This window comes from Janthinobacterium sp. BJB401, from assembly GCF_013372745.1.
Classification (GTDB): Bacteria; Pseudomonadota; Gammaproteobacteria; order Burkholderiales; family Burkholderiaceae_D; genus Janthinobacterium; species Janthinobacterium rivuli.
Window position 1 is genome coordinate 36789 of record NZ_JABXFH010000020.1, and the last position, 15176, is coordinate 51964.

Annotated in this window: 13 protein-coding genes; all 13 read left to right on the plus strand. The window is 66.3% G+C overall.

The window, feature by feature from the left end:
* Positions 1-4 precede the first annotated feature (4 nt).
* A complete protein-coding gene (locus tag HWE17_RS14740) occupies positions 5-1708 on the plus strand; it encodes a GspE/PulE family protein (RefSeq protein ID WP_176389245.1) in 1704 nt (567 codons plus the stop codon).
* Positions 1708-2913, plus strand: a complete 1206-nt coding sequence (locus tag HWE17_RS14745; RefSeq protein ID WP_176389246.1) for a type II secretion system F family protein — start codon at positions 1708-1710, stop codon at positions 2911-2913. The genes HWE17_RS14740 and HWE17_RS14745 overlap by 1 nt, the downstream gene beginning before the upstream one ends.
* A gap of 7 nt (positions 2914-2920) precedes the next feature.
* On the plus strand, positions 2921-4483 hold the full coding sequence (locus HWE17_RS14750; protein ID WP_176389247.1) for a hypothetical protein: 1563 nt from the start codon (positions 2921-2923) through the stop codon (positions 4481-4483).
* Positions 4480-5151, plus strand: a complete 672-nt coding sequence (locus tag HWE17_RS14755; protein ID WP_255206255.1) for a hypothetical protein — start codon at positions 4480-4482, stop codon at positions 5149-5151. Before HWE17_RS14750 ends, HWE17_RS14755 begins: the two co-directional genes overlap by 4 nt.
* Positions 5148-5555: a hypothetical protein gene (locus HWE17_RS14760; protein WP_176389248.1), complete on the plus strand. Its 408-nt coding sequence runs from the start codon at positions 5148-5150 to the stop codon at positions 5553-5555. Before HWE17_RS14755 ends, HWE17_RS14760 begins: the two co-directional genes overlap by 4 nt.
* Positions 5552-6268, plus strand: coding sequence for a hypothetical protein (locus HWE17_RS14765; RefSeq protein ID WP_176389249.1), 717 nt, complete (start codon positions 5552-5554; stop codon positions 6266-6268). Before HWE17_RS14760 ends, HWE17_RS14765 begins: the two co-directional genes overlap by 4 nt.
* Entirely contained in the window at positions 6265-6975 is a 711-nt protein-coding gene (locus tag HWE17_RS14770) for a type II secretion system protein (protein WP_176389250.1), read from the plus strand. Before HWE17_RS14765 ends, HWE17_RS14770 begins: the two co-directional genes overlap by 4 nt.
* Positions 6972-7748, plus strand: a complete 777-nt coding sequence (locus HWE17_RS14775) for an ABC transporter permease subunit (protein WP_176389251.1) — start codon at positions 6972-6974, stop codon at positions 7746-7748. Before HWE17_RS14770 ends, HWE17_RS14775 begins: the two co-directional genes overlap by 4 nt.
* Positions 7748-8473, plus strand: a complete 726-nt coding sequence (locus HWE17_RS14780) for a hypothetical protein (RefSeq protein WP_176389252.1) — start codon at positions 7748-7750, stop codon at positions 8471-8473. The genes HWE17_RS14775 and HWE17_RS14780 overlap by 1 nt, the downstream gene beginning before the upstream one ends.
* Positions 8474-8560: 87 nt before the next feature.
* Complete coding sequence (locus tag HWE17_RS14785; protein WP_176389253.1) at positions 8561-9133, plus strand: prepilin-type N-terminal cleavage/methylation domain-containing protein; 573 nt, start codon at positions 8561-8563, stop codon at positions 9131-9133.
* A 27-nt stretch (positions 9134-9160) separates the two neighbouring features.
* Positions 9161-9526: a YgiW/YdeI family stress tolerance OB fold protein gene (locus tag HWE17_RS14790; RefSeq protein WP_176389254.1), complete on the plus strand. Its 366-nt coding sequence runs from the start codon at positions 9161-9163 to the stop codon at positions 9524-9526.
* A gap of 232 nt (positions 9527-9758) precedes the next feature.
* Positions 9759-14231: a PAS domain-containing protein gene (locus HWE17_RS14795; protein ID WP_176389255.1), complete on the plus strand. Its 4473-nt coding sequence runs from the start codon at positions 9759-9761 to the stop codon at positions 14229-14231.
* On the plus strand, positions 14228-15151 hold the full coding sequence (locus HWE17_RS14800; protein WP_176389256.1) for a diguanylate cyclase: 924 nt from the start codon (positions 14228-14230) through the stop codon (positions 15149-15151). The genes HWE17_RS14795 and HWE17_RS14800 overlap by 4 nt, the downstream gene beginning before the upstream one ends.
* Positions 15152-15176: the final 25 nt, after the last annotated feature.

Here is a 15176-nt window from a genome sequence, read left to right on the forward strand (position 1 = left end):
TCACATGGCAGAACAGGCAAAACTTCCCCTCGGCAAGCTGCTGATCCAGAAAGGCGTGATCAGCGAAGACCAGCTGCGCATCGCCCTGATCGAGCAGCGGCGCAGCAGCGAGCCGCTGGGCAAGCTCTTGATCACCCTGGGTTTTGTGACGGAAGCGACCGTGCGCGAGGCGCTCAGCGAAAACCTGAAACAGGTCAGCGCCGATCTGTCCAGCCTGGTGGTCGACGCCATTGCATTAAAACTGATCCCGAAGGACGTGGCCAAGCGCTACCGGGTCTTTCCTATCGTCTACGAACGCCAGGCGGACAACCTGATCCTGGCCATGGCCGACACCAGCAACATCGTCGCGCTCGACCAGATCAGCGCCATGCTGGTCAAGGGCATCACGATTTCCACCGTGCTGGTCAACGAATCGGACATTTCGCGCGCCATCGACCAGTACTATGGCTTTGAACTGTCGATCGACGGCATCCTGCACGAAATCGAAACGGGCGAAGTCAGCTATCAAAGCATGGCCTCGCCGTCGGACGAGTACAGCCAGCCCATGGTGCGCCTGATCGATGCGCTGCTGGCCGATGCCGTGCAAAACGGCGCCTCGGACATCCATTTCGAGCCGGAACAGTCGTTCCTTCGCATCCGCTACCGCATCGACGGCATCCTGCGGCAAATCCGCAGCCTGCACAAATCGTACTGGCCGGCCATGGCCGTACGCCTGAAGGTGATGTCGAACATGAATATCGCCGAGGCGCGCGCGCCGCAGGATGGGCGCATCAGCATCAAGTTTTCCGGGCGGCAAATCGACTTTCGCGCGTCGGCGCAGCCCACCACGCATGGCGAAAACGTCGTGCTGCGCGTGCTGGACCGGCAAAAAGGCATCGTCCCGCTCGATTCGCTGGGCCTGGCCGAAGCGGAGCTGAACTTGCTGAAACTGATGATCGCGCGCCCCGACGGCGTGATCCTCGTGACGGGCCCGACGGGCAGCGGCAAGACCACCACCCTGTATTCGATACTCAACCATATCAATACGGAAAGCGTCAACATCATGACCCTGGAGGATCCGGTCGAGTATCCGATGAACATGATACGCCAGACTTCCGTCAACGAATCCGTCAAGCTGGGCTTTGCCGACGGCATCCGCTCGATGATGCGGCAAGACCCGGACATCATTTTAGTGGGCGAGATCCGCGACCGCGAAACGGCGGAAATGGCCTTTGCCGCCGCCATGACGGGCCACCAGGTGTATTCCACCCTGCATACGAGCTCGGCCATCGGTTCCGTGGCGCGCCTGCTCGACATCGGCATCTTGCCCGACATCATGGCCGGCAACATCATCGGCATCGTGGCGCAGCGCCTGGTGCGCCGTTTGTGTCCGCACTGCAAGGAAACGGTGATCGCCGATAGCATCGAACGCCGCCTGCTGGGCCTGGTCCCGGACGAAGCGCCCGTGTCCATCTGCCGCGCCGTCGGTTGCGAGCGCTGCGCCCACCAGGGCTACAAGGGCCGCCTGGCCATCATGGAAATCCTCAAGATGACGGCCGAACTCGATGAATTGACGGCACGCCGCGCCAGTTCGCGCGAATTGAAGAATGCGGCGCGCGCAGCCGGCTTCAAGGGCATCGTCGACGACGGCATGCGCCGCGTGATGGAAGGCGTCACCACCCTGGAAGAAGTGGGCCGCGTGGTCGACCTGACGGAAAGGCTGGCCTGATGGCGCAATATGTCTACCGCGCCATGGATGCCGCCGGCGCGCTGATTCCCGGCAGCATGGAGGCGGCCAACGTGCCGGATCTGGAAGCGCGCTTGCACCGCATGCAGCTCGACTTGATCGACTGCAAGATCACGGGGCAGTACCTGGTACTGCTGGGCAAGCGGGTCATCCACCGGCGCGACCTGATCAATTTCTGTTTTCACATGGAGCAATTGACGGGTGCGGGCGTGCCCATCCTGGAAGGCTTGAACGACTTGCGCGAAAGCACGGATCACCCGCGCCTGCGCGAAGTCGTCACGGACCTGATCGAAAGCATCGAGGGCGGCCTGCCCCTGTCGGGCGCGCTGGCGCAGCATGGCGACATCTTCGACGCCACGTTCACCAGCCTGATACTGGCGGGCGAACAGAGCGGCAAAATCGCCGACGTCTTCAGGAATCTGTCCGAAAGTCTGAAATGGCAGGACGAGCTGGCCTCGCAGACGCGCAAGATCGTCATGTACCCCGTCATCGTGGCCATCGTCGTGGCGGCCGTGACGTTTTTCCTGATGATCTATTTAGTCCCCCAGCTGACGGCCTTCATTCGCAACATGGGCGGCGAACTGCCGCTGCACACGCGCGTGCTCATTGCCGTGTCGAATGTGTTCATCGACTACTGGTATCTGCTGCTGGCTTTGCCCGTGCTGCTGTTTTTCGGCCTGCGCGCGCTCATCCGCCGCAACGAAGGCGCCCGCTATGCCTGGGATGGCTTGAAACTGCGGCTGTGGCTGATCGGCCCCGTGCTGCACAAGATCATCCTGGCCCGCTTCGCCACGTTTTTTGCGCTGATGTATGCCTCCGGCATCACGATACTCGAATGCATCCGCCTGTCCGAAGGCATCGCCGGCAACCAGGTGGTGGCGGCCGGTCTGCGCCGCGCCGCCCAGCTGATCAGCGAAGGCTACGGCGTCACTGCCGCCTTCCAGCATACGGGCATCTTCCCGCCGCTGGTGATCCGCATGCTGAAGGTGGGCGAGGCCACGGGTTCGCTGGACACGGCCTTGCGCAATGTCAGCTACTTTTACAACCGCGAAGTGAAGGAATTGATTGAAAAAGTGCAAGCCATGATCGAGCCGGCCATGACGGTCATCCTGGGCTTGCTGCTGGGCTGGATCATGCTGTCGGTACTGGGGCCGATCTACGACACCATCAGCACAATCAAAACCTGAGGCCGCCGTGTTCCGCAAACAATTACTCTACATTACCAGCGACGCCCTGTGCGCCTACGACTGGGACCATGGCGTGCTGGGCCCGGGCCAGACCTTCGCCGCCAGCGCGGCCGGGCTGGACGGCTTCGCCGCATGGCTGGAAGACCCGCAGGCGCACCGTCTCGACGTGCCCGCCTACCTGCTGACGGACTTGATCGAGGAAGATTTCCAGCATCAGCTCGTGCCCCACGTGCGCGGCAAGGCGGGCCGCGCCCTGCTGGAGCGGCGCCGCCAGCAGTTGCACCGCGACACGCCCTACCGGGGCAGCACCGTGCTGGGCCGCGAAAGCGCGGGCCGCCACGACGATCAGGTGCTGTTTTTCGCCCTGACCAACCCGTCCTTGCTGCAGCCGTGGACGGAGGCGCTTGAACACTTGCGCGTGCCCGTGGCCGGCATTTATTCGACCAGCCTGCTCAGTATCGCGCTGGTCAAAAAGCTGTCGCTCGCGCACGAACACTTGCTGCTGGTGACGCAGCAGTCGGGCGGCTTGCGGCAAAGTTACTATGAAAAGGGCCAGCTGCGCTTTTCGCGCCAGACGGCCACCATCGCGCTCGACGGCGTGGCCGTGAATATCGTCCTGGAAACGGAAAAGACGCGGCAATTTCTCACCAGTACGCGCATGCTGGCGCGCGGCGACGTTTTGAATACCGTCATCCTGGCGCCGGCCGCGCAGATCGCCAAGCTTGAACTGCTGTGCGACAACGGCGTCGAAGTGGCCTACCACTTCATCGACCTGCAGCTGGCCGGCGCACGCGTGGGCTTGCGCCAGACGCCGGCGCTGGCCGATGCATTGCTGCTGACCTTGCTGGGCAAGCATCCGCCGGCCAGCCACTATCCGCCCGGCGCGCTGGCCCGCTACTACCACTTCCAGCGCGCGCGCAAGACGCTGTATGGCGCCAGCGCGCTGATCGGCGCGTCGACCGCCCTGTGGTGCGTGATCAATTTGCTTGGCGGCATCGCCGATGGGGCCGCCACGCAGCGCCTGGCACAGGAAACGGCGTCCTACCAGGAACGCTACCGCAGCGTCATGTCGACGCAACCGCCGGCGCCGGCCAGGACGCAGAACATGAAAGTGGCCGTCACTCTGGGCCAGATGATCGCCAGCCAGGCGCCGGAACCGGGCCGCCTGCTGGGCATGCTGAGCACGGCGCTGGACCAGGCGCCGCAAATCCAGCTGGGCCAGCTGCACTGGAACGCGGGACCGTCCCCGGCGCGCACGACCGGCAGCCAGCAAGCGCCGCACACGGAAAGCGGTCGCCCGCTGGGCAGCAGCCTGGCCGGCATCCCCGTCGCCCCGCCGCAGGCGCTGCGCCTGGAAGCGGACGTGGCCATGCCGAACAATGACTACCGCGCGGCGCTGGCCGCCATCACGGCGTTTGCGCAAACCCTGGCGCGCCAGCCGGGCATGCAGGTAAGGATAGAGGAAACGCCGCTCGACTTGCGTCCCAGCGTGGCCATGTCCGGCAAGAGCGCCGCGCCGGCGCCGGACAGCCAGGCCCGCTTTACCCTCTTGCTGGAGTGGCAGCCATGAGCGGCCCCGTCAAGCAGCCGCCCCTGCCCGGCATGCAGCGGGCAAGCACGCCCATGCGCACCCTGCCCGCCTGGCTGGGCGAACTGCGCCTGGTGCGCGGCGCCCTGCTCTGCTTTGCGCTGACCTTGCTGGCCGGCGTGGTACTGCTGAGCCTGAGCACCGCCTATCGCACGCGCGAAGCGCAACGGCTGTACCTGGCACAGCACACGCGCGCGGCGGCGGCCACCCTGTTCAACCACGCGGAAGCGGAAAAGCAGGAAATCCGCGCCTACGAACCGCAATTCCTGGCGCTGCGCCAGCGCGGCCTGATCGGCGAAGAAAACCGCCTGGCCTGGATCGACGCCATCCGCCGCAGCCAGGAACAGCGCAAGCTGCTGCCGATCAGCTATGACATCAGTCCCCAGCAAGGGCTGCAAGTGCCCTTGCCCATGGTGATGGGGCAATATCATTTGCGCGGCAGCCGCATGCGCCTGCAGATGGATTTGCTGCACGAGATGGATTTGCTGAACCTGTTTGACGATTTGCGCCAGGCCGGCTATTTCGCCGTGCAGGAGTGCACGCTCAAGCGCCATGGCGCGGCCGGCGGCGAGGCGGCGCCCGCCCTGGGCGCCGAATGCGAGCTGCTGTGGCTGACCGTCAACAGCCTGGCCGTGGCGGGGCCGCCATGAGGTACGCTCTCATCCTGTGCGCGCTGCTGGCCGGCGCCGCGCCCACTCTCCATGCACAGGCACAGCAGCTGGGGCGCTTGTTCCTGTCGCCCCAGCAGCGCGCCCAGCTCGACGCGCAGCGCTACGGCCCGCCGCCCCCCGATCCGGCCCTGGCGGCGCCACCGCCCCCGCCACCGCCCGCCCCGCCCGTGGAATTGAATGGCGTGGTGGTGCGCAGCAGCGGCCGCTCCACCGTCTGGCTGAACCAGGAAGCGCAGAACGAGCCGCACAACCGCCTTGCCCGTGGCAAGCCTGGCACATCCGGCACCTTGACCCTGCGCCTGTCGAACGGCCAGGTGGTACTGCTGAAACCTGGCCAGCGCTACGATCCGGCCAGCGGCACGGTCACCGAGGCGCTGCCATGATGCGCCGACAACGGCAGCGCGGCGCCGCCCTGCTCCTGCTGGTGGCCGTGCTGGGCCTGGGCGCGGCCAGCCTGCTGATCAGCGCTTTCGGCCGCAACACGGGCGAGGCAGAACGCCAGCAGCGCACCCTGGCCACCCTGGCGCAGGCGCGCGACGCCTTGCTGGGCTTTGCGGCGACCAATGGCCGCCTGCCCCGTCCGGCCGCCTCCGCCCTGGACGGGCGCGAACGGGCCGCCGACTGCGCCGACGATGCCGCCTGCAGCGGCTTTTTGCCGTGGGTGGCGCTGGGCGTGGACGGTGTGGATGCCTGGGGCAAGCTGCTGCGCTACAGCGTCACGCCGGAAATGGCGCGCGCGCCCATCGTCTCGTTTTCCGCCATCGCCAACAGGGTCGTGCTTGAACGCGATCCGCGCGGCGAACTTGCCTTCGTGGCGGGCCAGGCGCTGTGCGACGTCAGCGCCCAATGCCTGCCCGTCGTGCTGTTCTCGCAAGGCAAGGATCATTACGGCACGGCCGCCAGCGGCGTGCCGCAGATCAATATGGCACGCGGCAATATCGATGAGGCGGCCAACGACCGCGCCAGCCGCGGCTTCATTGCCCGCCCCGCCACCGGCAATGCCGCGCTGCCCGGCGGCGCCTTTGACGACATGCTCACCTGGATTACCTTGCCCACCCTGTACCAACGCATGCGCGCCGCGCGCAACCTGCCATGAGCGCCCGCCATCCGCGCCGCCAGGGCGGCTTTTCACTGATCGAGATCGCCATCGTGCTCGTCATCGTGGGCCTCATGATCGGCGGCCTGGTCACGCCCTTGACGGTGCAACTGGAGCAGCGCAAGGTGGCCGAGACGCAACAGGCGCTCAATGAAGCGAAGGAAGCGCTGACGGGCTACGCGTTGCGCTACGGCTACCTGCCCTGTCCCGCCATCTCCGCCGCGAATGGCCTGGAAGACCGGCGCGGCACGCGCTGCACGGGCGAAAAACGCGCCGGCTTCCTGCCGTGGGCCACCCTGGGGCTGCGCCAGGGCGACAGCTGGAACAATCTGCTGCGCTACAGCGTGACGCCGGCCTTCAGCGACAGCGGCCAGCTTTTCAGCCTGTCGACGCCGCGCGACATCAGCATCGTCACGCGCAATGGCGGCGCGCTGCTGCAGGCGACGGCCTTGAACGACATCCCCGCGATGATCATGTCACATGGCAAGAACGGTTTCGGCGCCACCGGCGTGCAGGGCCAGCGCCAGGCTGTGCCTTTCGGCAACAATGTCGACGAGCGCAACAATGCTTCAAACGCCACCACCGTCATCAGCCGCGCCGCCAGCGGCCCGCAGCAGCCGGGCGGCGAGTTCGACGATATCGTCGCCTGGCTGTCGCCAAACATCCTGTTCAACCGCATGGTGGCCGCGCAAAGGCTGCCGCGATGATGCCCATGCTCTCGCCCTCGTTCACCATCGCCCGCTACACGCTGCTCGAAGCGCTGCGCAGCCGCCTGCCGTGGCTGTTCCTGCTGGCCGCCTGCGGCGCGGCCGCCCTGGCCGGCTTCCTGCAGCAACTGGCGCTGACGGAAAGCGGCGCCGTGCAGGCGGCCATGCTGGCGGCCACCCTGCGCCTGGCCGGCGTCTTCCTGCTGGCCACCTTCATCATCACCAGCATGGCGCGCGAAGCGGCCGACCGGGGCCTGGAACTGCTGCTGGCGCTGCCGATGCCGCGCGCCGCCTACCTGCTGGGCAAACTGCTGGGCTATAGCACGCTGGCGGCCGTACCCGCCGTGCTGTCCGGCCTGTTGATGGCGCCGTTCGCCGCGCCCGCGCAATGCGCGCTGTGGGCGCTGTCCTTGCTGGGAGAGTTGTGGATCGTCGCCGCCTTCAGCCTGCTGTGCGCGGCCAGCTTGCAGCAAGCCCTGCCGGCGCTGGCCGCCACGGGCGGCTTCTACGTACTGGCGCGCATGCTGGGCAGCCTGCAACTGCTGGCGCACGGCCCGCAGGCGGGCGATTCCCTGGTTCAACGGACGACGGCCGGCGCCATCGACGTGCTGGCCTTGCTGCTGCCCCGCCTGGACGCGTTTACGCGCACGGAATGGCTGCTGTACGCCACCGGCGACTGGCAGGCGCTGCTCAATGTGGCGGCGCAAACCGGCATCTATGTGGCCTTGCTGGCCAGCTGCGCATTGTGCGACTTTTACCGCAGGAACATCTGATGGCCGCGACCACCCAGCGTCCATGGACCAGCGTGCCGCGCCCCGTGTGCTGGCTGCTGGCGGCTTGCCTGTTATTGCAGCTGGGCTGGCGCCTGGCGCAGCAGCACGCTCCCGCCCAGGCACGCCCGCTGCCCGCCGCGCCGCCGGCTGACGTGGCGCGTCTGGCCAGCCTGGGCGAGCCGCTGGCCATGTCGAAGGCCATGCTGCTGTACCTGCAATCGTTCGAAGACCAGGCCGGCGTCAGCCTGCCGTGGCGCGAACTCGATTATGACCGCCTGGCCGGCTGGCTGGAGACGGCGCAAACGCTCGATCCGCGCAGCCAATACGCGCTGGTGGCCGCCAGCGAGGTGTATGCCGGCGTGGCCGATCCGCAACGCGCGCGCCGCATGCTGGCCTTTGTCGCCGCCAGCTTCGCGGCCGACCCGCGTCGCCGCTGGCCCGCCATGGCGCAGGCCGTGCTGGTGGCGAAGCACCAGTTGCACGACTTGCCGCTGGCGCTCGGCTACGCGCGCGCATTGCGCCAGCTGGCGACGGGGCCCCAGGTGCCGCCGTGGGTGCGCGAGATGGAAGCGTTCATCCTGGAAGACATGGACCAGCTCGACAGCGCCCGCCTGGTGATCGGCGGCCTGCTCGCCAGCGGCCAGATCAATGACCCGCACGAACTGGCCTTTCTGGCGCGCCGGCTCGACGAACTGGCCAGGAAGAAAGCACAGGCCGCCCCATGAGCCGCTGCCTGAAATGCCATGTGCATCGGGCACCAATTGCAGTAAACTGCCATCTCAAGCTGTAGCACTTTTTTCCAAGGAAATCCCATGCACCCACGCCGCCAGCACGGCTTTACGCTCGTAGAAATCGCCATCGTCCTGGTCATCATCGGCTTGCTGCTCGGTGGCGTGCTCAAGGGGCAAGGCTTGATCGACAGCGCCAAGGTGAAAAACATCATCCAGCAGTCGAATGCGCTGACGGCCGCCGTCAACGCCTACCAGGACAAGTTCCGCGCCCTGCCAGGCGACGATCTGCAGGGCACCGTGCACGTGCCCAATTCAGCCGGCAACGGCAATGGCGACGGCCAGATCGGCGACGGCCAGCCGCGCGAATTCACCCTGGCGCCGCAGCACCTGGCGCTGGGCGGTTTTATTACCGGCTCGTTCAACGGCACCTCGCAATTCATGACCAGCGCCCAGGGCGGCGCCGTCTACCTGTACAACGATGAAGTGGGCGGCCGGGCCGGCAACGGCATCCGTTTCGATAACTTGCCCGAGAGCTACGCGGAGCAGATCGACAGCAAACTCGACGATGGCGTGGCCGGCACGGGCAGCGTCCGGGCGAACATGCCCTACGGTAATGCCGGTGCTATCATTGCCCGCACCGCCGTCTTTTTCTAAGCCGCAAGTCACTATCAAAGGAATACCATGCCACTGCACCGCAAACTCATCGTTTCCTTGGCCGCCGCCTGCGCCTTGCTGGCCGGCAACGTGCAAGCCCAATACGTGGGCCCGACGGCCGGCCCGGCCGCGCCCGGCAATGTGGCCGCCATCCTGAAAAACCCCGTCGACGACCAGGCCGTCGTGCTGCGCGGCCATCTGCTGCGCAAAGTGGGCAACGAGAAATACACCTTCTCCGACGGCACGGCGGAAATCCGCGTGGACATCGACGACAAGGTCTTCATGAACCGCAAGATCGACGCCAAAACCCGCGTGGAAATCCGCGGCGAAGTGGAAAAAGACTTCATGGAAAGCCCGGAAATCGATGTCGACGCGCTGACCGTGGTCCAGTAAGCCGCCTTGCCATCCCGCCGCCACGGCGGGATCGTTGCCCCCCTCCTCTGTATGCCTTGCGCAACCTTTTTTCCATGCCGGAAACTAGGCTTGTCAGAACAATCAATTTCGTCTAGCATCTTTTCATTCAAGGTCAGCCAGCGCCAGCGTGAGCCTGCCTGTCGACTCATCCATTCTGGGAGCTTTCCGGGTGCAAGATTTGCCTTCGATACGCTCAAGAATTTCATGGCTGGTGCTCGCCTGGGTCATTCCGACGGCGCTCGTGTTTCTCCTGCTCGTGGCGCAAAGCTACACGCGCGAACGCGACCATGTCGTCAGCGAAACGGCGCAGGCGGCGCGGGCGGTCGCGGCCGCCGTCGAACGCGACCTGAACGGCGCCCAGATGGCCGCGCGCATCCTGGCCGATTCGCCCGCCCTGCAAGCCGACGACATCGTCGCCCTGCGTGCCCTGGCCGCCAGCCTGCTGCAGCCGGGCCTGGCCGTCAGCGCCTTCATCGTTTCCGACGCCAAGGGCCACCAGCTGATCAATACGACCTTGCCCGCCAGCCAGGCGCCGCCGCCCCTGCCGCAAAAATGGGCCGCCAGCATGGAGCGCACGCGCGACTACGGCAAGCCGCGGCTGACCAGCCTGGCCAGGGCACCCGACAGCGTGCCGCAGCTGGCCCTGAACCTGCCCTTGCCGCGCAAACAGGGAGCCGCCTACGTGCTGACGGCACTGTACCCGCCCGACTACCTGTCCGTGCTGCTGCGCGAACTGCGCCTGCCCGCCTACCTGGGCGCGGCCATCATCAATGCCGACGGCATCAACGTGGCGCGCACCCTGGCGCCGCAGCGCTATGTGGGCCAGCGCACTGCGACGCCCCTGCTGGAACAGATACGCCAGGCGCGCGAAGGCGTGCTGCGCCATGCTACCCTGGAAGGCATCGACGTGTACACGGGCTTTCGTCGCGCCCCGGACGCCGCCTGGACGGTGGCCGTCACCATGCGCACCAGCACGGTGGCCGAAGCCCTGCTGCGCTCGGTAGTCACGGCTTCCCTCATCCTGGCGCTGCTGCTGGGTGCCGGCTTTGCCCTGGCCTGGCGCGTGGGCGGCCGTCTGGCCAGCACCCTGCAGGAACTGACGCAGCAAATCCATGCGCTGGCGCAAGGCAAACCCTTGCTCTCAAACAAGCACGCGGACCGCGAATCGGCCGACATGGCCAGCGCCCTGGGCGCGCTGGAACGCGACCTGCGGCGCCACCGCACGCAGCTTGAAAGCCTGGTGGCCGAACGCACGCTGGCCCTGGAAAAATCCACGCGCCTGCTGGAAACCGTGTACGCGACGGCGCCGATCGGCATGCTGTTCGTGGACCTGGACTTGCACATCGTCATGATCAACCACTACCTGGCCACCATCAACGGGGCCAGCGTGGCGCAGCACCTGGGCCGTCCCGTGGGCGCCATGCTGTTCGACGACGCCGTGCGGGCCGAGGTGGAACGCTGCGTGCGCCAGGTGCTCGGGACGGGACAGCCCATCGTCGACATCGAATTGCAAGGCCATAGCGGCAAGCAGCGCGAGCAACTGAGTCACTGGATCGTCTCCTACCACCCGATTTTTGGCCCGGAACAGCAGTTGCTGGGCGTCTCGGGCCTGTGGCTGGACATTAGCGAGCGCAAGCGCAGCGAAGCGGAATTTCGCCGTTCGAAACACCTGTTTGGCACCATCATCGAAAACATCCCGGCCATGGTCTTCGTCAAGCGCGCAGACAAGCTGAGCTTTGAAATGATCAACCGCCACGCGGAACTCACCCTGGGACGCTCGCGCGAGCAATTGCTGGGCAAGACGGACCACGATTTCTTCCCGCCGCAGCAAGCGTCCGCCTTCGTCAGCGCCGACCGCAAGCTGCTGGCCACGGGGCAGATGGTGGAAATCGAACAGGAAGCGATCAATACGGCCGATGGCACCACGCGCCACTTCACCACGCGCAAGGTGGTCTTGCGCGACGATGCGGGGCGCCCCAGCCATGTGCTGGGGGTCTCGATCGACATCACGGAACGCAAACGCGCCACCGAGGTGCTGCACGCCACCACCTGGCGCCTGGAACAGAACGAGCGCTTCATCCGCACCGTCACCGACAACCTGCCCGGCATGGTGTCGTACTGGGGCGCCGATTTGCGTTGCCTATTTGCAAATAAATTCTATAACGAATGGTTTGGCCGCAGCAGCGCCGAGCTGGCCGGCATCCACATGAGCGAATTGCTGGGGCAGGAACTGTTCGACGTGTATGCGCCCCACGTCGAGGGCGTGCTGGCGGGCCGGCCGCAAAGCTTCGAGCGCGACCTGCTCGATCCCGGCGGCCAGGTATGCCACACGTGGACCAATTACATCCCCGATTTCGACGACAGCGGCGGCGTGCGCGGCTTCTTCGTGCTGGCCTCGGACGTCTCCGAACTCAAGCGCACTGAATTGCGCCTGCACGAGCTCAACGAGCAGATGGTGCGCGCGCGCGACAAGGCCGAGGCGGCCAGTATCGCGAAGAGCGAATTCGTCGCCAACATGAGCCATGAAATCCGCACGCCGATGAACGCCATCATCGGCCTGGCGCGCCTGCTGGAAGAGTCGCCGCTGGAACGGCGCGAGCGCAGCTATGTCGGCAAGATCCAGATGGCGACGCAGTCGCTGCTCAACATCGTCAACGACGTGCTCGATTTTTCCAAGATCGAGGCGGGACAGATGGTGCTCGAGCAGCGCCGCTTCCAGCTTGAACGCATGCTGGGCAGCGTGGGCGTGCTGCTGGCCAGCAGCGCCTGGGCGCGCGGCGTGGAACCCGTGTTCGTGCTTGATCCCGGCGTGCCTGACGAACTGATCGGCGACGCCCTGCGCATGGAACAGATCCTCATCAACCTGGTGGGCAACGCCGTCAAGTTCACCGCGCATGGCGAAGTGGTGCTGAGCATCGGCATGGCGGCCGAGGATGCGGTCAGCGCCACCCTCGCGTTTTCCGTGCGCGACACGGGCATCGGCATCGGCGCGGCCGAGCAGGAACGCATCTTCGACGCGTTTTCCCAGGGCGACAGCGGCACCAGCCGCAAATACGGCGGCACGGGACTGGGGCTGGCCATCTGCCGGCGCATGGTGGAACTGATGGGCGGCACCCTGAGCGTCAAAAGCACGCTGGGCCAGGGTTCCGACTTCCGCTTCAGCTGCCGCTTCGAGAAGGTGGCGCCGCCGCCCGAGCCGTCCGGCAAGGGCGTGCCCAAGGCCCTGTCGCTGCTGATCATCGACGACAACGCCAGCGTGCGCGCCATGCTGGAAGACTGGTGCGCGGCGCAGGGCTGGCACAGCCGCAGCGCCGACAGCGGCGCGGCCGGCCTGGCCCTGCTGCGCGCCCAGGCCAGCGGCGGACCGGTGGCCGATCTTGTCCTGCTCGACGCGGCCATGCCGGGCATGGATGGCATTTCCATACTCACCGAGGCGCGCGCCGACGCGCTCCTGGCGCTGCCGCCCGTGATCATGCTGGTGGCCGACCAGGACAGCGAAAACCTCGAACGCCTGGCCGACAGCCTGATGCTGGCCGGCATCGTTTCGAAACCGGCCACCCCGGCACGCCTGCTGGCAGCCGTGACGGCCGTGCGCGAAGGCCGCAGCAGTCCGTCCGTGCTGCCCGTGTCCACGCCCTTGTCGGGTTTGCTCACAGGCATGCGCGTGCTGCTGGTGGAAGACAATGAAATCAACCAGGAAGTGGCGCAGTACATCCTGCTGCACTCGGGCGCGCGCGTGGCCGTGGCCGCCAACGGCCGGCTGGCCGTCGACTTGCTCGCCAGTACGCCCGACGCCTGGGACGTGGTGCTGATGGATTTGCAGATGCCCGTCATGAACGGCTACGACGCCACCCTGGCCATCCGCGCCCTGGGCTTGCCGGACTTGCCCATCATCGCCATGACGGCCAATGCCATGGACGAAGACCGTCTGCGCGCCATCGCCAGCGGCATGAATGCGCATGTGGCCAAGCCCATCGATGTCGACGAGATGATCCAGACCCTGACCCGGCTGGTGCGCGCGCCCCTGGGTTCCGGCGACGGCGCCGTCCAGGCAGCCGATGCCGCCACGCAGACGCCGGACTTGCCGGCCACCGTGCCCGGCATCGACCTGGCGGCGGCCCTGCACCGTTTCGGCGGCGACTACGGCGCCTTCCTGGCCCTGCTCAAGCGCTTTGAGAATTCGCAAGGCGACGCCGTGGAAGAAACGCGGCGCCTGCTGGCCGCCGGCCAGGCGCAGCAGGCGGCGCAAATGCTGCACCGCGTGTGCGGCGTGGCCGCCAACCTGGGCGCCACGCAGATCGCCAGCCTGGCCGCCGAGACGGAAAAAACGCTGAAAACGGGGCAACCGCACGCCACGGCCACCTTGCTGGGCCGGCTGGAAATGGCGATGGCCGAAGTCATCGAAGCGGCGCGCACCCTGCCCTCGCCCGTACGGCGCAGCCAGCCGGCAGCGGCCGCGCCCGGCGGCGCGCCCGTCGACCTGCACGCGGGGCTGTCCGAGCTGCTGGTCCTGATCCACAACAACAACCTGAAAGCGCTGGCGCAATTCCAGGCCCTGCACCCCGCCATACAACAGTCGGACCGGGAAGCGGCGCTGGCGATGGCACATGCGATTGAAACGCTGAATTTTGCCGAGGCGGAAAAACTCGTGCTCGATCAGCTGAAACGAGAGGAAAACAAGTGAGCTGGACCAACCTTGCCATGAACGGGCGCATCCTCATCGTCGATGACGCCATGGAAAACATCCAGATCCTGCACCAGCTGCTGCGCGAGGAACACGACGTGCTGTTCGCCCTGAGCGGTGACAAGGCGCTGGAAATTGCGCATAATCAACTGCCGGACCTGATCCTGCTCGACGCCGTCATGCCCGGCATGGATGGCTATGCCGTCTGCAGCGCGCTGCGCGAATCGGCCCTCCTGAACGCCATTCCCGTCATTTTCGTCACGGCCCTGAACCAGCCCGAAGACGAAACGCGGGCGCTGGAAGCGGGCGCCGTCGATTTCATCACGAAACCGTTCAACGCGGCCGTCGTGCGCGCCCGCGTGCGCAGCCAGCTGACCATCAAGCGGCAAGCCGACGCCATGCGCGAACTGTCGCTGACGGATTCGCTCACGGGCGTGGCCAACCGGCGCAGCTTCAACGACACGATGGACAGCGAATGGCGGCGCTGCGCGCGCGACGGCGTGCCGATGGCCCTGATCATGGCCGATATCGACCACTTCAAGGATTACAACGATACGTATGGCCACCAGGCGGGCGACCTGTGCCTGCAGCAGGTGAGCGCCGCCCTGCGCCGCTGCGCCGTGCGCCCGCCCGACCTGCTGGCGCGCTACGGCGGCGAGGAATTCATCATCCTGCTGCCGCAGGAAACGCGCGACGGCGCCGAAGTGGTGGCCCAGCGCATCCTCGACGAAGTGCGCGCGCTGCAAATTGCCCACGCCAGATCGAGCGTCGGCCCGCACGTCACCGTCAGCCTGGGCATGGCCAGCATCATGCCCACGGAAGGCATGGACCCCAGCGCCCTGATCCGCGCCGCCGACGCCCTGCTGTACCGCGCCAAGCACACGGGGCGGGACAGGTATTGCGCGGCGGAGGGGGAGTAAGATAGATGATAAGTCAACGCAATGT

Excerpts from the sequence above, each read along its gene's own strand:
- HWE17_RS14740 (WP_176389245.1), top strand. The coding sequence starts at position 5 with ATGGCAGAACAGGCAAAACTTCCCCTCGGCAAGCTGCTGATCCAGAAA.
- HWE17_RS14745 (WP_176389246.1), top strand. The coding sequence starts at position 1,708 with ATGGCGCAATATGTCTACCGCGCCATGGATGCCGCCGGCGCGCTGATT.
- HWE17_RS14755 (WP_255206255.1), top strand. The coding sequence starts at position 4,480 with ATGAGCGGCCCCGTCAAGCAGCCGCCCCTGCCCGGCATGCAGCGGGCA.
- HWE17_RS14760 (WP_176389248.1), top strand. The coding sequence starts at position 5,148 with ATGAGGTACGCTCTCATCCTGTGCGCGCTGCTGGCCGGCGCCGCGCCC.
- HWE17_RS14765 (WP_176389249.1), top strand. The coding sequence starts at position 5,552 with ATGATGCGCCGACAACGGCAGCGCGGCGCCGCCCTGCTCCTGCTGGTG.
- HWE17_RS14770 (WP_176389250.1), top strand. The coding sequence starts at position 6,265 with ATGAGCGCCCGCCATCCGCGCCGCCAGGGCGGCTTTTCACTGATCGAG.
- HWE17_RS14775 (WP_176389251.1), top strand. The coding sequence starts at position 6,972 with ATGATGCCCATGCTCTCGCCCTCGTTCACCATCGCCCGCTACACGCTG.
- HWE17_RS14780 (WP_176389252.1), top strand. The coding sequence starts at position 7,748 with ATGGCCGCGACCACCCAGCGTCCATGGACCAGCGTGCCGCGCCCCGTG.
- HWE17_RS14785 (WP_176389253.1), top strand. The coding sequence starts at position 8,561 with ATGCACCCACGCCGCCAGCACGGCTTTACGCTCGTAGAAATCGCCATC.
- HWE17_RS14790 (WP_176389254.1), top strand. The coding sequence starts at position 9,161 with ATGCCACTGCACCGCAAACTCATCGTTTCCTTGGCCGCCGCCTGCGCC.